At 71.6% G+C, this 16519-nt stretch carries 21 protein-coding genes; 12 read left to right on the top strand and 9 right to left on the bottom strand.

The features are described 5' to 3' along the window. Positions 1 to 278 precede the first annotated feature (278 nt). Together CS0771_RS28390 and CS0771_RS28385 are read left to right on the top strand one after the other, a co-directional pair. Positions 279 to 692, top strand: a complete 414-nt coding sequence (locus tag CS0771_RS28390; protein WP_212843857.1) for an NUDIX domain-containing protein — start codon at positions 279 to 281, stop codon at positions 690 to 692. 687 nt (positions 693 to 1379) lie between these two features. Further along, the gene (locus tag CS0771_RS28385) at positions 1380 to 2333 is read left to right on the top strand and encodes a PASTA domain-containing protein (RefSeq protein WP_212843856.1); all 954 of its coding nucleotides are present in this window, start codon (positions 1380 to 1382) and stop codon (positions 2331 to 2333) included. A gap of 136 nt (positions 2334 to 2469) precedes the next feature. Here the strand turns inward: CS0771_RS28385 and CS0771_RS39770 are convergent, their stop codons facing one another. Both CS0771_RS39770 and CS0771_RS28380 read right to left on the bottom strand, forming a co-directional pair. Next, a complete protein-coding gene (locus tag CS0771_RS39770; RefSeq protein WP_371821497.1) occupies positions 2470 to 3117 on the bottom strand; it encodes a helix-turn-helix domain-containing protein in 648 nt (215 codons plus the stop codon). A 26-nt stretch (positions 3118 to 3143) separates the two neighbouring features. Continuing rightward, positions 3144 to 3371 (bottom strand): hypothetical protein, encoded by a 228-nt coding sequence (locus CS0771_RS28380; protein WP_212843855.1) that lies wholly within the window; start codon positions 3369 to 3371, stop codon positions 3144 to 3146. A gap of 71 nt (positions 3372 to 3442) precedes the next feature. Between CS0771_RS28380 and CS0771_RS28375 the strand changes: the two genes are divergently transcribed. Both CS0771_RS28375 and CS0771_RS28370 read left to right on the top strand, forming a co-directional pair. Further along, entirely contained in the window at positions 3443 to 4081 is a 639-nt protein-coding gene (locus CS0771_RS28375; RefSeq protein ID WP_212843854.1) for a class I SAM-dependent methyltransferase, read from the top strand. A 94-nt stretch (positions 4082 to 4175) separates the two neighbouring features. After that, positions 4176 to 4424: a hypothetical protein gene (locus tag CS0771_RS28370; RefSeq protein WP_212843853.1), complete on the top strand. Its 249-nt coding sequence runs from the start codon at positions 4176 to 4178 to the stop codon at positions 4422 to 4424. A 71-nt stretch (positions 4425 to 4495) separates the two neighbouring features. Here CS0771_RS28370 and CS0771_RS28365 read toward each other — a convergent pair whose 3' ends face one another. Then, a complete protein-coding gene (locus tag CS0771_RS28365; RefSeq protein WP_212843852.1) occupies positions 4496 to 5221 on the bottom strand; it encodes a hypothetical protein in 726 nt (241 codons plus the stop codon). 137 nt (positions 5222 to 5358) lie between these two features. Between CS0771_RS28365 and CS0771_RS28360 the strand changes: the two genes are divergently transcribed. Then, positions 5359 to 5718, top strand: a complete 360-nt coding sequence (locus CS0771_RS28360; RefSeq protein ID WP_212843851.1) for a hypothetical protein — start codon at positions 5359 to 5361, stop codon at positions 5716 to 5718. Between the two features lie 21 nt (positions 5719 to 5739). On the opposite strand, the gene CS0771_RS28355 is transcribed toward CS0771_RS28360, so the two are convergent. Continuing rightward, positions 5740 to 6039 (bottom strand): DUF2795 domain-containing protein, encoded by a 300-nt coding sequence (locus CS0771_RS28355; protein ID WP_203752639.1) that lies wholly within the window; start codon positions 6037 to 6039, stop codon positions 5740 to 5742. A 234-nt stretch (positions 6040 to 6273) separates the two neighbouring features. On the opposite strand from CS0771_RS28355, the gene CS0771_RS28350 reads away from it, so the two are divergent. The 4 genes from CS0771_RS28350 to CS0771_RS28335 are packed head-to-tail and all read left to right on the top strand — an operon-like array spanning position 6274 to position 9757. Next, complete coding sequence (locus CS0771_RS28350; RefSeq protein ID WP_212843850.1) at positions 6274 to 6840, top strand: hypothetical protein; 567 nt, start codon at positions 6274 to 6276, stop codon at positions 6838 to 6840. Next, entirely contained in the window at positions 6837 to 7871 is a 1035-nt protein-coding gene (locus CS0771_RS28345) for a sensor histidine kinase (protein ID WP_212843849.1), read from the top strand. The genes CS0771_RS28350 and CS0771_RS28345 overlap by 4 nt, the downstream gene beginning before the upstream one ends. Further along, positions 7868 to 8494, top strand: a complete 627-nt coding sequence (locus tag CS0771_RS28340; RefSeq protein ID WP_203752630.1) for a response regulator transcription factor — start codon at positions 7868 to 7870, stop codon at positions 8492 to 8494. Before CS0771_RS28345 ends, CS0771_RS28340 begins: the two co-directional genes overlap by 4 nt. Positions 8495 to 8542: 48 nt before the next feature. After that, complete coding sequence (locus CS0771_RS28335; RefSeq protein ID WP_212843848.1) at positions 8543 to 9757, top strand: MFS transporter; 1215 nt, start codon at positions 8543 to 8545, stop codon at positions 9755 to 9757. Here CS0771_RS28335 and CS0771_RS28330 read toward each other — a convergent pair. Next, positions 9739 to 11202, bottom strand: coding sequence for a transposase (locus tag CS0771_RS28330; protein WP_244871085.1), 1464 nt, complete (start codon positions 11200 to 11202; stop codon positions 9739 to 9741). The genes CS0771_RS28335 and CS0771_RS28330 overlap by 19 nt on opposite strands. A gap of 287 nt (positions 11203 to 11489) precedes the next feature. Here CS0771_RS28330 and CS0771_RS28325 point away from each other — a divergent pair, with 287 nt between their 5' ends. Together CS0771_RS28325 and CS0771_RS28320 are read left to right on the top strand one after the other, a co-directional pair. Then, positions 11490 to 12080 (top strand): hypothetical protein, encoded by a 591-nt coding sequence (locus CS0771_RS28325; protein ID WP_212843846.1) that lies wholly within the window; start codon positions 11490 to 11492, stop codon positions 12078 to 12080. After that, on the top strand, positions 12080 to 13072 hold the full coding sequence (locus CS0771_RS28320) for a tyrosinase family protein (RefSeq protein ID WP_212843845.1): 993 nt from the start codon (positions 12080 to 12082) through the stop codon (positions 13070 to 13072). Before CS0771_RS28325 ends, CS0771_RS28320 begins: the two co-directional genes overlap by 1 nt. A 45-nt stretch (positions 13073 to 13117) precedes the next feature. Here the strand turns inward: CS0771_RS28320 and CS0771_RS28315 are convergent, their stop codons facing one another. Beyond that, positions 13118 to 14329 (bottom strand): LCP family protein, encoded by a 1212-nt coding sequence (locus CS0771_RS28315; RefSeq protein WP_244871084.1) that lies wholly within the window; start codon positions 14327 to 14329, stop codon positions 13118 to 13120. A gap of 145 nt (positions 14330 to 14474) precedes the next feature. Here CS0771_RS28315 and CS0771_RS28310 point away from each other — a divergent pair, with 145 nt between their 5' ends. Continuing rightward, complete coding sequence (locus CS0771_RS28310) at positions 14475 to 14906, top strand: DNA-binding protein (protein WP_212843844.1); 432 nt, start codon at positions 14475 to 14477, stop codon at positions 14904 to 14906. A gap of 15 nt (positions 14907 to 14921) precedes the next feature. Here the strand turns inward: CS0771_RS28310 and CS0771_RS28305 are convergent, their stop codons facing one another. Genes CS0771_RS28305 through CS0771_RS28295 form a run of 3 tightly spaced genes read right to left on the bottom strand, consistent with a single transcriptional unit; the run spans position 14922 to position 16499 of the window. Next, positions 14922 to 15476, bottom strand: coding sequence for a TIGR03086 family metal-binding protein (locus CS0771_RS28305; protein WP_212843843.1), 555 nt, complete (start codon positions 15474 to 15476; stop codon positions 14922 to 14924). A gap of 24 nt (positions 15477 to 15500) precedes the next feature. Continuing rightward, positions 15501 to 15788 (bottom strand): DUF1905 domain-containing protein, encoded by a 288-nt coding sequence (locus CS0771_RS28300; protein WP_212843842.1) that lies wholly within the window; start codon positions 15786 to 15788, stop codon positions 15501 to 15503. A 21-nt stretch (positions 15789 to 15809) separates the two neighbouring features. After that, a complete protein-coding gene (locus tag CS0771_RS28295; protein WP_212843841.1) occupies positions 15810 to 16499 on the bottom strand; it encodes a type 1 glutamine amidotransferase domain-containing protein in 690 nt (229 codons plus the stop codon). Positions 16500 to 16519 lie beyond the last annotated feature (20 nt).

Below are 16519 nucleotides of genomic sequence, written 5' to 3'. Positions count from 1 at the left end.
GGGAACCTCGCGCCCGCAACTGCGGCAGGCCCTGGCCGAAGCGCTCACGACGGTCTGTGCGACCAGCCGTAGTCGCCGTGATACGAGAAGCCGCTCTCTCAACAGCACCCGACCCAATAACCGGCAAGATCCACCATCAGCACGCGGAGCCAGTTCAGCCGTCGCATGTTGCGGTGCCCGAATATGCCGACCTCGGGCCAGGCCTGGTTGTCACGTAGGCGGCGGGTGCCGGGATTGAGTTCGGCTGGCTCGGTCAGGTGGAGCCTGGCGCGGCTGCTGTGGTGCTCAATGAGCGGGCCGAGGTGCTGCTGTTGTGGCGGCATCGATTCATCACCAACACCTGGGCGTACGAGATTCCCACCGGCCAGATCAACCTGGGTGAGGAGTCGGCCGCGGCGGCGGCGCGAGAGTTCGAGGAGGAGACCGGATGGCGGTGCGGCACATTGCAACCGCTGGTGTATCTGCAGCCGTCCAACGGACTGATGACCTCCGAGCACTATGTCTTTTTGGGCGAGGGCGCATCGTTGATCGGCCCGGCTGCTGAAGGTTCGAGTCCGAGAGCTTTGAGTGGGTACCGCTACGGCGGGTTCCATCGCTGGTCGCCGAGCGTCGAATATTGGGTAGCACATCGATCGCGGCGTTGCTCGACGCACTCGCACTTGGATCATTCCTCGGCTGCTGAGTCGCGCTAGGTTGTGTCTCGTGGATCTGCGAGTAGTGAGCTGGTATCGCATATGTCGTGACCGGACGGTCCGAGCTGACCGACGCTGAGTGGGAGCTGCTGAAGCCCTGCAGGCCCTGGCCGACGAGCGGGGCGACCTCCTGTGGCTGTCGGCGGGACTGCCCGGCGCCACCCACGACCTGAGCACGGCACGCCGCCACGACATCATGGCCGTCGCCGGCCGTCACCGTGTACTGCTGTGGGCCGACAAGGGCTACATCGGCGCAGGCATTGAGGATGATGCGCAGGCGCGGCGAACTTCGCGTTGTCAAAGCGCTACGCGATGGCACATTGACATGACGGGCTGCTTGATCTCAAGCCGCAGGGAACTACGTGACTAGCGCGGCGAATCCGCGACGATCGGCGTCAATCAGCTGGCTGCGCCAGCGGGCGAGCGGGCTTGCTCATATGACGTCGCCCGATGTGCTGATACGCGTTACCCTTGCAAGCTGTCAATGGGCGGGCTCGGGGATTGAGACCGGGCCGCGTTGCGGTGACTACGCCGACCGGTGCGAGCTGTCTCCAACCGGATGTGGGCTCGATGCCATTTGGGCTACAAGATCGTCCGGACGTCCCATGACCCCAAATGATCATCCTGCCAGAATCGGCCGGGCTCCGGGCACCTGCCCGGACAAGGCACGAGGGCGGGGGAGCGGGAGTGACGAAGAAGGTCCCGGTCTGGCTATGGATGATCGGCGCTCCGGTGCTGCTCGGGCTGGCCATGAGCTTCGGCGTCATAATCGCCGTCGGATGGGCTCTGCGGATCCTCCTGACCTGGCTGACCCATCGCGGTACCCCGAGCCAGCCGCCCGCCGGCCGGATGGTTGCCGCGGTTGGCGTACTCATGGCGTCGGTGATGCTGTGCTGCGGCGCTGTCACAGCCGGTGTCCTGCGCGACGGGACCGGCGCACCGATCGCCCCCGCCCGACCTGCCGCCGCGGCCCCGTCCCCGACCGCGTCGCCGACCGTCGCGATCGAGATGCCGTACTTGACGGGCACCGACCTCGCCGACGCCCGCTCCGCGCTGTTCGAGCTCGGGCTGCGCTCCCAGGACGTGGATCAATCACCGCGCGGCCGTGCCGTGTACGCGACGCGCAACTGGACCGTCGTGGCGACCGATCCACCGGCGGGTACCCGGGTTCCCGCCAAGACGCGGGTCAGCCTGTTCGTGCTCAAGGACGCCGAAGCGGCCTGGTTCGCCGCCCACCCGGTGATGCCCGCCCTGCCGAAGAAGACCGAGGCTTACCGGCTCACCCGTAAGGGCGGCATGCTCGACGGGATGGGCGAACTCGTCCTGTTCCGTTACGCCAAAGGCAAAGCCCCCAAGGACGCGGGGGTGCCCTACGACCGCTTGCGCGGAGTGGAACCGGCAGACGAAGCCGGTGCCCGCGCCGGGTTGAAGCACGCCTTCGAGTACGGTTCGCTCGTCGCCGGGAGCATCCCGGCCGTGGGACAGCCGGTGCGAGTCGGCAGGCTGCTCGTCGTGCTGGTCACACCGGAACCCCGGGACCAGGTTGATGGCTCCGGCGAGCTGTGGATACCTCCGGCGCCTGACGATGACGACGATGACATCGACGTGCCGGACTGGCTTTGCCCGACCCGCTTCTGCTGACGGTCGACAATCCCCTCGTGATCGCCTTGACGTCCGATCGACGGGCGTGAGGCACATGGGCGTGTCCGCCTCCGCAGAGACGGACACCCCCACCTGCCCGGAGGGACGCCGGGTCACGCTGATCGGATGCAGGCCATCACCGTGCGGCTTTGCGCTCGGATGCGCACGGCCGGCAGTGCCCGGCCAGCTCACCGACGTGCAAAGGGCACCGCGATGCACCGCTGCCCGCGCGATGCAGTCCGGCGCTGTTCCGAGACGGCGGCCGGATCTGTGGACCACGCGGACACGCAATTGATTCTTGATGGTTCAAGGACGGTTTGTGCGAAGCCTGGTTCACCCCGTCCGGTACGGGACTTCGCCCCGTCGGGTACCGGGCTTCACCCCGTTGCGCGGGTGGCGCGTAGCGTGCTTCACCCCGGCTGTGGACAACGCCGCCAGACCGTCGTGCAGGGCGGCCGGACCGTGCGTCGCCGTCGAGCCCGCCCGGGAGGGCTCTGCGGCGTTCGAGGGCGAGGTCCCAGACGGCGGGCCGGCGGTCAGCGGGCAGGAAGGCGGTGTGGCGCTGGTCGCCTCGCCGGATCAGGCCGAGCCGGGCCAGGGCGGCGAGGTCGTTCTGGACGGCGCGTACGGATTTGCGGGCGTAGAACGCCAGCCGTTGGTATGACGGGAACGCGGCGCGGCCGTCGGCGTGGGCGTGGTTGGCAAGGCCGATCAGCACCGCCAGGCACGATGCCGGCACGTCGGGTGCGTCATTGAGCGCCCAGCTCACCGCTTCGACACTCATCGGGTACCGCCGCCGTCGTGCGCGATTTAGACGGCCGTGTCGAGCGGGCCGCGGGACCGGCTGTCGATGACGGCGGTGCTGTGTGGGGGCAGCCAGCGGCGGTAGATCAGCAGGTCTGCGCGCGGCCCACGGCACGAGGCCTGCTCGTGAGGCAGTTCGTCGAGTTCGTCCTCGTCAAGGTGGTAGCTGAATCGGTCGATCCCGTCGGCGGCGGCGTCCGTGATGACGATGTGCTGGCAGCAGACCAGACCCACGCCGTCCGCGGCCTGCCGCAGCCGGGCGGGCTCGCCACGGGGACCCGGCCGGTGGGCTAGCGTGTGCGGCCGTGACCACTGACAGTTGGCTGGCGGACACCCGGACCTCGTACGACACCGTCGCGGCGAGCTACACGGAGCTGCTCCGCGACGGGCTGGTGGCCCAGCCGTACCTGCGCGCGGCGCTGGCGCTGTTCGCCGAGCAGGTCCGCACCGCGGGCGGCGGCCCGGTCGCCGATGTGGGCTGCGGACCCGGACATGTCACCGCCCACCTGCACGGGCTCGGTGCCGACGCCTTCGGCATCGACCTGTCACCCGCGATGATCGAGGCGGCCCGGCGGGAACACCCCGGGATCCGGTTCGAGGTGGGCTCGATGACGGACCTCGACCTGCCCGACGCCTCCGTCGCCGGTCTGCTCGCCTTCTGGTCGCTGATCCACCTCCCGGCCGAGGTGGTGCCGGCGGTTTTCGCGCAGTTCCGGCGGGTCATGCGAGCAGGCGCGCCGCTGCTGATCGGCTTCCACCTCGGCGATGAGACGCGGCTGAAGACCGAGGGGTACGGCGGCCATCCGATGCGGGTCCACGTGCATCACCGCCGCCCCGACCGGGTGTCCGGGTGGCTGCGCGAGGCAGGGTTCACCATCGAGGCCGAGATGTCGATCAACCTCGACCGTACGCTGCCCGGCGCGGTCGTGTTCGGACGGGCATGAGCGTGCCCCGCCGGGACCCGTGCCGGTCGATTGTCGCCGAAGTCTGCAGAAAGCTGAGCTGCCGCGCGTTGTCGCGGCTGGCTACCGTCCATTTATGACCGTCTTCGAGCGTGCCCCCTACGTCGCGACCATCAACGGCGAGGTGTTCCGCTGCCTCGTCTGCGAGGGCGGCCTGTTCACCAGCCGCACGATCAAGCTGAACACCGCGGGCATGGAGTTCCTGGACCTCGCCTGGGCCAACAAGTCGTCGCTGGGCGTGATCTGCACGAACTGCGGCTACGTGCACGAGTTCCTCGGCGATGCCATCCAGCTGTGGGACTCCGCGTCCGGGATGCGGGTTTGACGGGTCGGCAGGATCTGTCGGGTCGCCTCCGCCTGCCCTCGAGTGGCGCCGGGCGTGCGGCGTCGGGGTCGTCACGCTCCCGGACCCGTCACCTCCACTTCGCGGTCGTGCTGGTCTGCTGTGACCGAGATGAGGCGGAGCAGTTCGGCGTCGGTGCCGATGGCGGCACGGTGCTCTGGGTGCGCGATGTAGTGCCGGATCGCCGCGGTGAGGAACGGGTAGTCGAGATCGAAGCCACGAGGGATCGTCTCGGTCCGCTTCCGGCCGTACGGGCCGATCAGGGTCAGCCGCACGCCCCGGCTCGCCCGCGGCCCGTCCACCACGAGTTCGGCGTCGACGATGCCGTCCCAGGACGCCGCGGGAAAGCCGACCCCGCGGCAGTCCAGCCCGGCGGGGGAGAGCACGAGCCGGGGCGCGACGACGGCGCCGATGACCCAGAGCATGCTCAGCATCGCGGCCTCGAAGAGCGACAGGACGGCGTCGAGCGGGCCGGAAGCGGCGAGCAGGGCGATGAGCTTCGGCCCGGCCAGATGGCCGCTGGTAAGGAACATCGCGGCGATCGGCCGCCACGGCCGGTTCGTGAACGAGTCCGCCGTGACGGAGAACCCGGCAGGGCGCCGTGCCCGCATACGCTCGGCCACCAGCCAGTAGATGAGCACGGCCGTCAGTGGGACCAGCAGGAACACGAAGAATCCGGCGGCCTGCCACAGCGGTTCGGCGACGGCGAACAGCGCGGCGCCCAGCAGCCAGCAGGCGGCTGCCGTGAGGACCTGCTTGCGGACCAGGCGGCGGGGCATGGGGCACACGATAGCCATTTCGGTGCCGCCCCCACGGGACGGCAGTTGATCTGTACCCTCGCGCCATGCTTGATCAAGGATCGGTCCCGCAGCCGGAAACCGTGCGCCCGGCTCGGCGGGCACGGACGCTCGCCACAGTGGCGGTAGTGCTGGCGTTCGCCGTGGGCGCCGGCACGGCGTGGCTGCTGTCGGGCGGCCTCCGTCCGCCAGGTGGATCCGGCGAGCAGGCGCGCGAGCGGTGCCGGGACGCCGTGGGGCAGCGGGTCGCCGAGGAGAGCACGGGACCGACGGGCTCGCGGTTCGAGGACGGCTATGTCGTCGGGGCCGGCGACACGAGCACGCCCGCCGCGATGGTCAGCGGCACGGTGACGGTCACGGGCGCGGACGGCGATGTGGCCGCCGAATACAGCTACTCCTGCCGGCTGTCTGGCTACCGCGACGGCTCGTGGGGCGCGCTGTTGTGGCACGCGGCGAGAATGCCGGACCGCGCGGGTTAGCGGCCGGTTCGGGGAGCGAGCTCAGCTGAGGCGGGTGTCGGGCACCTGGCGCAGGTACTCGGCGACGTGTTTGTTGTGGGAGCGGGCCTGCGCGGCCTTCTGCCCGGCGGTCCGGCCCTCCTCGACCGAGGGGTCGAGGCGCACCGAGCTGCGCACCTCGGACATGTTTCGGTACAGCTCGGGCGGCAGGGTCCGGGCGAGCCTCAGTACACCGCCGTCGCTGGTGTATTCCTCCACATGTGCGAGGATCGTGTCCTTATCTGCCGGAAAGTCGATGTCGCGCAGCGCTTCCTGCATCTGCGCCCAATCCTGGTTCTGCATAACTTCGACTGTGCCGCGCACCGGGCGGTCCCCACGCGCGAATCGGCGAAAAACCCAGCTCGGTCTCGCCGTCCCGTGGGTTGATCGGCGTTCCGTGTCAGAACCTAAGGTCTGACCGCACTTTCTGACACGAGATCGCGATCATGCCCGGCGATGCCCGGCGATGGCGGGGCCGGCCCGGGTCTGGCCGGATGGCACTGGGGGAGTGCCGGTCGGCTGCCTAGCGTCGCGGCCATGTCGATGCAATGGTTGGCGCGCTTCGGCGCGGTGTGCGGTGTGATTCTGGGGCTCTCGCTGGGCGTGCCGGGGGCGGTGGAGACGTTCACGGGGGAGACGGCCGTGACGAGCTTCGTGGTCGGGCTCGGGGCGGCGTTCGGGGCGCCCGCGCTGCTGGCGTTCCAGCTGCGGCAGGCCGAGGCGGCGGGGCGGTTCGGGGCGGTCGCGTTCGCGGTGAACCTGATCGGGCTGGGGCTGTTCACCGGGGTGGCGTTCGCGCTGAACCTGGTGGTGTTCTTCCTCGACCCGGCCGTCGCGGAGGAGGTGCTGGCCGGGCCGACGCGCCTGGCGGTGCTGGGCAGCGCCCTGGTGTTCGTGATCGGCACCGTCCTCTTCGGTGTGTCCATGGCCCGGTCGGGGGTGCTGCCGAGGATTCCGGCGTGGGGGTATGCGAGCACGCTGACCGCCCTGGCGCTGCTCGCCGCGCAGCCGGACTCGTGGTTCACCAGCCTCGTGCACGTGCTCGCGTGCGGGTCGGTGGTGTGGCTGTCGCTTTCGGTCTGGCCCGTACCCTCGAGGCCGTGAACGCAGACCGACCCGTGCCGTGGGTGTCGCCGGTGCTGTACGCGTCCGTGCTGGCCGCCGGGCTCTACGCGGGCCTGGCCGGGCTCGGCGACACCCACCTGCCCGTCTTCGCCGCCGGGCTGGCCGCGCTGTTCGTGCTGGAGTTCGTCCGCCGGGAGCTGCTCGCCCTGCTCGCCCGGACGGCGCTGTTCGTGGTGGTGGCGCTGGCCGACGGCTCGGGACTGTCCCGGGCGCTGTTCGTGCTGGTGCCGTTCACGGCGTACTTCACGTTCGGGCGTACCATCGCGATCGTCCTGGCGGTGGCCTGCGTCGCGGGCGTGGCGGTGGCGTTCCAGGTGGCCGCGCCGGGCTGGACGGCCGACGTGGCACGGGTGTCGGACCTGCTGATGTTCGCGCTGGGGCTGGCGCTGGCCATCGCGATGGCGTCGGCGGCGGTGGAGGAGCGCCGGGGCCGCGCACGGATCGCCGAGCTGTCGGCCGCGGCCGAGCGGCAGCGGCTGGCCCGCGACATCCACGACGACCTGGGACACCACCTGACCGCGGTGATCGTGCTGCTGGAGCAGGCCGAGGCGTTCCGCGAGCGGGATCCCGACGCGGCGCGGCGGGCCCTGGCCGAGGCCACCGGCTCGGCCCGGCGGGCGCTGGACGACGTACGCCGGTCGGTGCGCACCTGGCACTTCCACCTCGGCAGCGCGCTGCGCGAGCTGTGCACGGGCGCGGTGGTGCTGCGGCTGTCCGGGGACGAGAGCCGCTACGGCGAACCCGCGCTGCGGGCGCTGTTCCACGCCGCGCAGGAGGGCATCACCAACGCCCGCCGGCATGCCGGGGCCGGTGCCGTCGAGGTGCACGCCGAGCTGGGCGAGGACCGTGCGCTGCTCACCGTCACCGACGACGGGCCCGGGTTCGACGGCGGGCGGGAGGGCTTCGGGCTGCGCGGCATGCGGGAACGGGTGCGGGCCGCCGGGGGACAGGTCGTGGTGCGCAGCGCGGGCGCGCGGGGCACCCGCCTGGAGGTGGTGGTGCCGCGGTGACGACACGGGTGGTGGTCGTCGACGACCAGCGGCTGATCCGGGAGGGCATCGCGTCGCTGCTGGGCCTGCAAGACGGCGTCGAGGTCGTCGGCACCGCCGGGGACGGGCGCGAAGCCGTCGAGGTGGCGCTGCGCACCGGCCCGGACGTGGTGCTGATGGACGTGCGGATGCCGGTCATGGACGGGGTCGAGGCGGTGGCGGTGCTGCGGGCCGAGCTGCCGGCGTGCCGGGTGGTGATGCTGACGACGTTCGACGACCAGGACTACGTGGTGCGCGCGATGCAGGCGGGCGCGGCCGGATACCTGCTGAAGGATCTGCCGTCGCGGGAGCTGGCGGCGGCGGTGCGGCTCGCGCACGCGGGGGTGCTGCCGCTGGACCCGGCCGTGGCGGCCCGGCTGACCGCGGCGGTGCCGCAGCGGCGGCCGGGGGTGCCGCTGAGCGCCCGGGAGACCGACATCCTGCGGCTGGTCGCGCAGGGTATGACCAACCGGGAGATCGGGCGGCGGCTGCACCTGAGCGAGGGCACGGTGAAGAACCACCTGTCGCGGCTGCTCGAACGGCTCGGGCTGCGCGATCGCACACAGGCCGCCGTCTATGCCCGCGATCACGGCCTGACCAGCTGATGGATACGGGTTTGCGGATTTGTTCAGCGGCCTAACAGAATTCGTCCCATGACCCGCTTCCCCTGGCCCACCCTGCTGCTGCTCGGCGCCGCCGTGTTCGTCTCGGTGACCACCGAGCTCGTGCCGACCGGCCTGCTGCTCGGCATGAGCCGCGACCTGCACGTCTCCCCGTCGCGGCTGGGCCTGCTGGTCACCGGGTACGCCGTGATGGTGGCGCTTTTCGCCGCGCCGCTGGGCACGCTCACCGCCCGGCTGCCGCGCAAGGCGCTGCTGGTGGCGTCGCTGGGCGCCTACACCGCCAGCAACGCCGTCATGATCGTGGCGCCGGGGTACGGCGTCGCGTTCGCCGCGCGGCTGGTCGGCGGGATCACGCACGGGCTGTTCTGGGCGGTCGTCGGCGGTTACGCGGCCCGCCTGGTCACCACCGACCGGATCGGGCGGGCGGTCACCGTGCTGTCGGCCGGGGGCAGCGCGGCGGTGCTGGCCGGGGTGCCTGCGGGCACCGGCATCGGCACCGCGTTCGGCTGGCGGGCCACGTTCGCCATGCTCACCGGTATCGCCTTGGCGCTGACGCTGCTCGCCTGGTGGCGGCTGCCCGAGGTGCCCGGCAGCAGCGCGGCCGGGCGCACCCCGATGCGCGAGGTGCTGCGCCTGCCCCAGTTCCCGCCGATCGTGGCGATGACCGCGGTGACCATGCTGGGCGCGTACATGATGTTCACCTATACCGCGCCGCTGCTGAAGCACGCGGGCCTCGGCGAGACCCAGATCGCGCCCGTGCTGCTCGTGAACGGCCTCGCGGGCACGCTGATGCTGCCGGTCGCGGGCTGGATCGCCGACCGGCGGCTGCGGGCCGGCATCGTGCTGGGCGGCGGCCTGCTGATGACGGGCCTGCTGCTGCTCACCGTGCAGGGCGACGCCGTCTGGGCGGCGGTCGCCGCGATGGTTCTGTTCGGGCTCGGCATGGGCCTGCTGCCGATCTTCATGCAGGCCGCGACGCTGCGGGTGGCGCCCGACCACACCCAGGAGGCCTCGGGCATCAACGCCAGCGCGTACAACGCCGGGGTCGCCTGCGGTGCGCTGGCCGGGGCGTTCACCCTGGACGCCTGGGGCATCGGCGGCATCCCGCCGGTGGGCCTGGCCCTGGTCGCCACGGGCATGATCGGGTACGTCGCCAGCACCGGCGCGACCGGGATCCGGTTCTGGCGGCCGGCCGTCGCACAGCGACAGGGCGACTACGGCCTGTTTCATAACTCATTGGAGTGATGAGACAGCGCCCTTCTCGGGCGTCCGCGCCTGCCCCTGGGTGGGGTGGGTGCGGTTCCCGCGTCGTCGGGGCCGGTTTCGCTCGCGCGGGTGCGCGGGCCAGAGCCTTCCCCTCGGCGGGCGTTGGTGACCGGGCCCCCTGCGTGGAGGTCCCGGACCTGGGCGTGGTGCTGCTCGGCCCAGATGGCGAGGTTGACCGCGGCGTTGAGGTCCCGGTCGGCCTGATGTCCGCACGAGGCGCAGGTGAACGTGCGCTGGTGCAGGGGCATGGCCGGGGCCACGGTCCGGCATGGGGCGCAGGTCTTGGTCGACGGGTACCAGCGGTCGACCGGGGTGACCTGCCCGCCGCGCCACTGCTGCTTATATGTCAGTTGGCGGGCCAGTTCGCCCCAGGCGGCGTCGGCGACGGCTGCGGCCAGGCGCCGGTTGGCGAGCATGCCGGTGATGGTGAGGGTCTCGATGGCGAGCTTGTCGTGGGTCTTGACCAGCTTGTTGGAGACCTGGTGCAGGAAACGGTCCCGGATCGCCGCGACGCGGGCGTGGTGGCGGCCCAGCCGGGCCGCCGCTTGCCGGCGGTTGATCGAGCCGGGCGGTTTGCGGGTGACGTCACGGGCCAGGCGGCGCTGCCGGGCCATGCCCGCCCGGGAAGGGCGCGGCCAGTGGCCGACTCGTACGGTTTCGGTGCCGTCGGCGCAGGCGGCCACGACGAACGCGGTCAGCCCGCGGTCGACGCCCACCCAGCCACCGCGGGCGTCAGAGGGCTGGTGGCGGGCAGCCTCATGCAGGTCGGCGGCTTGGCAGGTCAGTGACACCGCCCACCGGCCGGCCCGGTGGCTGACGGTCGCCGACACGACCTTGGTCCTGCCCTTGGCCAGCATCCGCCGCAACCGTCGGGTGTCCTGGCGCACCGCCACCGTGCCGATACCGGGCAAGGTCACCGTCCGTGGTGCCCGCTCACCGACCCGGATACCCGCCCGGCCCGTGGCAGAGGTCTTGCCGCGGATCCGAAACGACAATGGTGACCGCGTCTTCGATTTGAACCTGGGGAACCCGACCCGGCCGCCTTTGCGGCCGCCGGTGCGCGACGCCGTGTACGCGGCCAGCCCGCGGCCCAGATCGACCGCGGCCTCCTCGAACACCTGCTGGCACACCTCTGCCCGCCACGCCAGGCCGGTGGCCTGCACTGTAGTGGTCCCGTCAGCGGCGGCCACCAGCACCCGGCCCGCCGCGGCCGAGCGCTTCCACGTGTTGAACGCGTTGATCAGGTCGAAACCCGACCACGGCACCTTACCGGCCGAGCCGCGGCGTTTACCGTCCAGGGCCTGCTTGACCAGCCGAAGGCACTGGTTGTACCCGAACCGGGCCGCACCCGCATGCCGACGCAGCACGAACTCCTGCTCGACAGTCGGGTCCAGACAGAACCGGAACGTGGTGAAACGGGCCACGGCAGCACACCCTGCCACACCCCACCGACAAAACAACGACGACCAGGAAAGCCCGAACACAGCCCGACCGGAAACGCCTGGCGACGACACCGCCAAACACTTTATGAAACACGCCGTAGCCGCCCCGGGCGAGCCCGGCGGCCGAACGGCGTCGCCGCCCGCCGATTGTCCACTCCGCCTGTCGGAATGCCGCCGCCGCGTTGTCGCGCCGCGGTGGCGGTGGCACATTGCCTACGCCCCGCCGCCTCACCGGCCGCGGGGTGTCGTGTGCAGACGGTGGAGGAAAAGTGAGTTTTACCAAGGACGACGGAGCGCCGGCCGACTTCACGGCCGCGCTGCGCGCCGGTGGCTACGGCCTGCCGGATCCGGCGACGGCCGGGCACGGCCACGCCCACGGCACGGACGGGGTGTCGACGTCGGTGCGCAGCACGGTGCACAAGGGTCACGAGATCCGCATCGAGACCACGTACAAGATCACGATTGACGGCAAGCCGCTGGAGGGCGGCCTGGAGGTCCTCGACAACGGGGCGGTGCACTACCACGGCCTGCCGCAGTACGCGCTGCCGTCGGCGATCGACATGTGCAAGCGCGTCCTGGACTACTTCGGCACCGAGCCGCCCGCGGTCGACCAGCTCGGGTGCGCGGTCGGCGAGCACGGCGACCACTGCGGCGACGGCACCACCTGCTGCGTGCCCACCCCCGGGCAGGAGCACGGCGAGCACCAGCACGACGCCGGCCACCAGCACGGCGAGCACCAGCACCCGGCGCCCCAGCCGGACGCGCCGCAGCCGCAGAGCCCCGCCCCGGCGCCCACCCCGGCCCCCGCGTCGCACGACCACGGGCACGCGCACGACCACCAGCACGGGGAAGGGCACTGATGACCGCCGTACGCGCCAACATCCAGACCTCCGAGACCGCCCGCACTCGCTTCGTCGAGGGTGTGGTCGCGCTCAACGCGGAGCAGTCCGGCTACACCACCTCGCAGCTCAACCAGCTGCTGGCCCCGTCGGTCCCCGGGTTCCGCCTCTACGGCGTGGACCAGCAGCTGACCACCTGGGACCTGTTCGTGCTGTGGCACTTCCTGGCCATGCAGATGCCCAGCTCCCCGTCCCGGCCGATGCGCAACCTGGCCCACGGCGGCCCGATCTTCCTGCCCTGGCACCGGATGTACCTGCTGCGCCTGGAGCAGCAGATCCAGCGGGTCACCGGCGACCCGGAGGCGGGCCTGCCGTACTGGGACTGGACCGCCGACGGCGGCCTGCCCACCGACCAGCAGCACGCCAGCTCCCTGTGGGGCGCGGCGGCGCTCGGCGACGCCCGCGGCGACGTGGTCAGCGGGCCGCTCGCCGCGATGCGGGTGCGGCTGGTCGGCTACGGCACCCAGCTGTGGTCGGTCGAGCCGCGGCCGTTGCAGCGCCAGGCCGGCACCGACCCCGACGTGCCGGGCCTGCCCACCGTCGACGACGCCAAGTGGGTGCTGGAGGACGGTCTCGGCTACGACAGCGCGCCGTGGGACGTCAGCTCCGACGGCTTCCGCAACCGGGTCGAGGGCTGGCTGGACCCGCGCCGTCCCGGCCAGGCGGGCGGCCCGCAGATGCACAACCGGGTGCACGTGTGGGTGGGCGGCGACATGGGTCCGGGCAGCTCGCCCAACGACCCGCTGTTCTACCTCAACCACTGCAACGTGGACCGGCTGTGGGAGGCGTGGCTGACCAAGCGGGGCCGCAGCTACTCGCCCGGCGCCGGGGACGACCAGGTGCCCAGCGGGCAGGGCCTCAACGACACCATGGTGACGCTGCTCGGCGAGCCGCTGACCCCGGCGCAGACGCTCGACCCGGCCGCCTGGTACAGCTACGACTCGCTCGCGTGAGCGCGGGCGCCGCGGGCGGGCCGGCCGGTCCGCCCGCGGCGCCGGTCACTTGCTGATCATGGCGGGGTGGAAGGCCAGGAAGTTCTCCACCGAGCCGGCCGCGACCGAGGCGAGGAACTGCCGGGACAGCGCGTCGAGCTGCTCGCCCAGGTACTCGTACTTCAGCTTCGGCTTCTCGTCCTTCTTCTCGTCGTCCTTCTTGTCGTCCTTCTTGTCGCCGTCCGGGTCGGTCTTGCCGTCGTCGCCGCCGTCGTCCTCGGGCTCGTCCTTGTCGTCGTCGTCGGACTTGTCCTCGACCCAGCGGCCCACCCCGCCGCCCGACAGGCGGACCATGGTCATCCCGGACGGGCGCAGGTCCTGCAGCGCGAACGCCCAGTCGACGATGCTGTGCCCGCGCCCGCTGAAGGTCAGCGAGCCGCCGACGGTGCGCAGCACCTTGTCCAGGCGCAGCGGATCGGTGAGCAGGTCGCCGCTGAACGCCTTGGCGACGATCGCGCGGACCAGCTGCTGCTGGTGGCGCTGGCGGGCGTAGTCGCCGCCGGGGATGTAGCGCTGGCGGGCGTAGTCCAGCGCCTGCCAGCCCTTGAAGTGGCGCTTGCCCGGCTCGTACACCATCTGCGGGCCGACGTAGCCCGTGCTGCTCTTGCCGCGGTCGCGGGGGTCGCCGTCCGGCTCGCGGTGGACGGAGGCGACCCGCTGGTCGACGACCATGTCGATGCCGCCGAGCGCGTCGACGACGTCCTCGAACCCGCTGAAGTCGATGATCGCGCCGGCGTCGAACCGCTTGATCCCGGTGTACCGGCTGACCGCCGCGCTCAGCAGCTCGAAGCCCTGGGCGTAGTTCGCGCGGCGGACCCCGGGCGTCTGCGCGCCGAAGAACATGGCGTGGGCGAGCTTGTCGGAGGTGTTGCCGCCGTAGCCGGCCTTGGGAAACGGCGGGATCGCCACCAGCAGGTCGCGGGGGAGGGAGAACAGGTAGCCGCGGTCGAGCCCGGCGGGGATGTGCATGACCAGCACGGAGTCCGCGCGCGGGATCCAGTTCGGATCGTCGTCGCGCGGGTCGACGCCGGCCAGCAAAATGTTCAGCGGCCCGCGGATGTCGGCGGGCCGGGCCGGGGCCGACGGGCCTGCCGCGGCCGCGCTCTGGTCGCCGAACAGGTCCTCCTGGTGCACCGCGTTCTCGTAGCGGGCGATCGCCCGGTCCACCATGACCAGCATCGCCCCGCTGAACACCATCAGGACCGTGCCCGCCGTCACGCACCACCGGGCCCATCGGGCCGCCTCACGCCGCTGTCGTGCCACGGCATGCACAACGACACGCGGCCGAAGACGGCCCGCCTTTAAACGATGTGTTCACAACAATTCGTTGACAACACATCGTTCAAATGCTTGGCTGTACGGCATGACCGAGAGCGCTTCGACCGACCAGTTCACCCAGCCTGACGCCGGCCGCGCCCGGGCGCACCGGGACTTCGCCGCCCTCAGCCGGATCACCGAGCGGCACGGCGCCACCGAGGGCAGGCGGACCCGCTGGCGGCACGCGGCGATCCTCGACCCCTATGAGGCCGTGTCGCTGGTGATGTCACTGGCCGCGGGCTCCGCCGAGCCGGAGCATGATGAGGAGCCCGTGGACGACGTGGACCTCACCGCGGCCCTCACCCTGATCCCGCGCGTGCGGGCCGAACTCGACGCGCTGGAGGCGGGGCTGCTGGACCTGTCCCGCAGCCGCGGGCTCACCTGGCAGGCGATCGCGTTCGGACTCGGGCTGGGCACGCCGCAGGCGGCGCGGCAGCGGTTCGAGCGGCTGGCCGAGCGCACGCGGCCCGGCAGCTGACCCCGCCTTACCGCGTCAGGGTGTGCGGCCGATGAAGGCGAGCAGCCGGGTCTGCACGTCGGCGTCGTCGGCGACCTCGACGCGCGGCCCGTACTGGCCGCTGGCGCGCAGCACCTCGTCCATGGGCAGCATGCCTTCGAGGAGCGCCGCGCACCTGACCGGGTCCAGCTTCTCGTCCTGTCCGGTGGCGCGGGCCAGGTCCCAGGTGTGCATGAAGACGTCGCTGGTGTAGAACCGGTCGATCGCGAGGTCGAGCGGCAACTCGCCCAGGTGCCGGTTGGTCAGCGTACGGCTCGCCGTGGCCGGGTCGTCCAGGAGTGCCTGCACGGCGTCGCTGTGCACGGTCCACGCCGCGACCGGGTCCTCGTCGGCCGACGGGCCGTGCGGCAGGTCGATGCCGGACCCGGCCTTCAGGAACCCGGGAAACCACTCGACCAGGTGCCGCACCACGTCCCGGGCCACCCAGCCCGCGACCGGGGCCGGGGCGTCCCAGCCGTCCGGGGCGACCCCGAGGACCCGGTCGGTGAAGCCGCCCGCGACGGTTCGGTGCTCGGCAGCGGCAGTGGTCATCTTCTGCTCCCTCCGGAGGTGGACTCAGGCGCCGACGGTGAGCCGGACGGCCACCAGGTCGCCGACGTCGAGCCCTTCGGCCTTGCGTACCCACGCCTTGACCGGCACGAGGTAGCGGCCGTCCTTGGGCCACAGCGAAGTCGTCCACTCGGCGGCGCCGATCCGCGCCGACACCGGAATCATGCCCCAGCCGTACGTCACCGAGGGGGCGGTGGCCGCCAGCGCGCGGCATTCGTCCTCCGGGACGGTGACGAAATGCCACGGTGCGGGGCCGCGCCAGAACCACAGCTCGCCGCTGAACGTCAGCTCCATCCGGACAGGATAGGAGCCGCGCTATCCGCGCAGACTGCGCACCATCGAGATCAGCCGGTCGGCCGCCGGGCCCGAGGAGGCGGGATTCTGGCCCGTGATGAGCAGCCCGTCGGCCACCACATAGGGCTCCCAATCACTGGCCTTGGAGAACTCGGCCCCCTTGGCGACCAGCTCGTCCTCCACGAGGAACGGCACGACCTCGGTCAACCCGACCGCCTCCTCCTCGCTGTCGGTGAAACCGGTGACCTGCCGGCCCGCGACCAGCGGGGCGCCGTCGGGCGTCCTGGTGTGGCGCAGCGCGCCCGGGGCGTGGCAGACCAGGGCGATGGCCTTGCCCGAGCGGACGACCTGCTCGATGAGGCGGATCGAGGTGGTGTCCTCGGCCAGGTCCCACATCGGGCCGTGCCCGCCCGGGTAGAAGACCGTGTCGAAGTCGTCGGCGGACACCGAGTCCAGCCGCCGTGTGGCGTCGAGCTGAGCCTCGGCGGCGGGGTCGGCCTCGAACCGCCGGGTGAGGTCGGTCTGGGAGTCCGGTTCGCTGCTCTTGGGGTCCAGCGGCGGGCGCCCGCCGCGCGGGGAGGCCAGCGTGATCTCCCAGCCGGCGTCGCGGAAGCGGTAGTACGGCGCGGCCAGCTCCTCGAGCCAGAAACCCGTCTTGCGGCCGGTGTCCCCGAGCTGATCGTGTGAGGTCAGCACCATCAGGACCTTCATCCACCCCACCTCCTGTGGGT

This window comes from Catellatospora sp. IY07-71 (assembly GCF_018326265.1).
Taxonomy (GTDB): Bacteria; Actinomycetota; Actinomycetes; order Mycobacteriales; family Micromonosporaceae; genus Catellatospora.
This window is presented reverse-complemented; position numbering and strand designations above follow the sequence as displayed.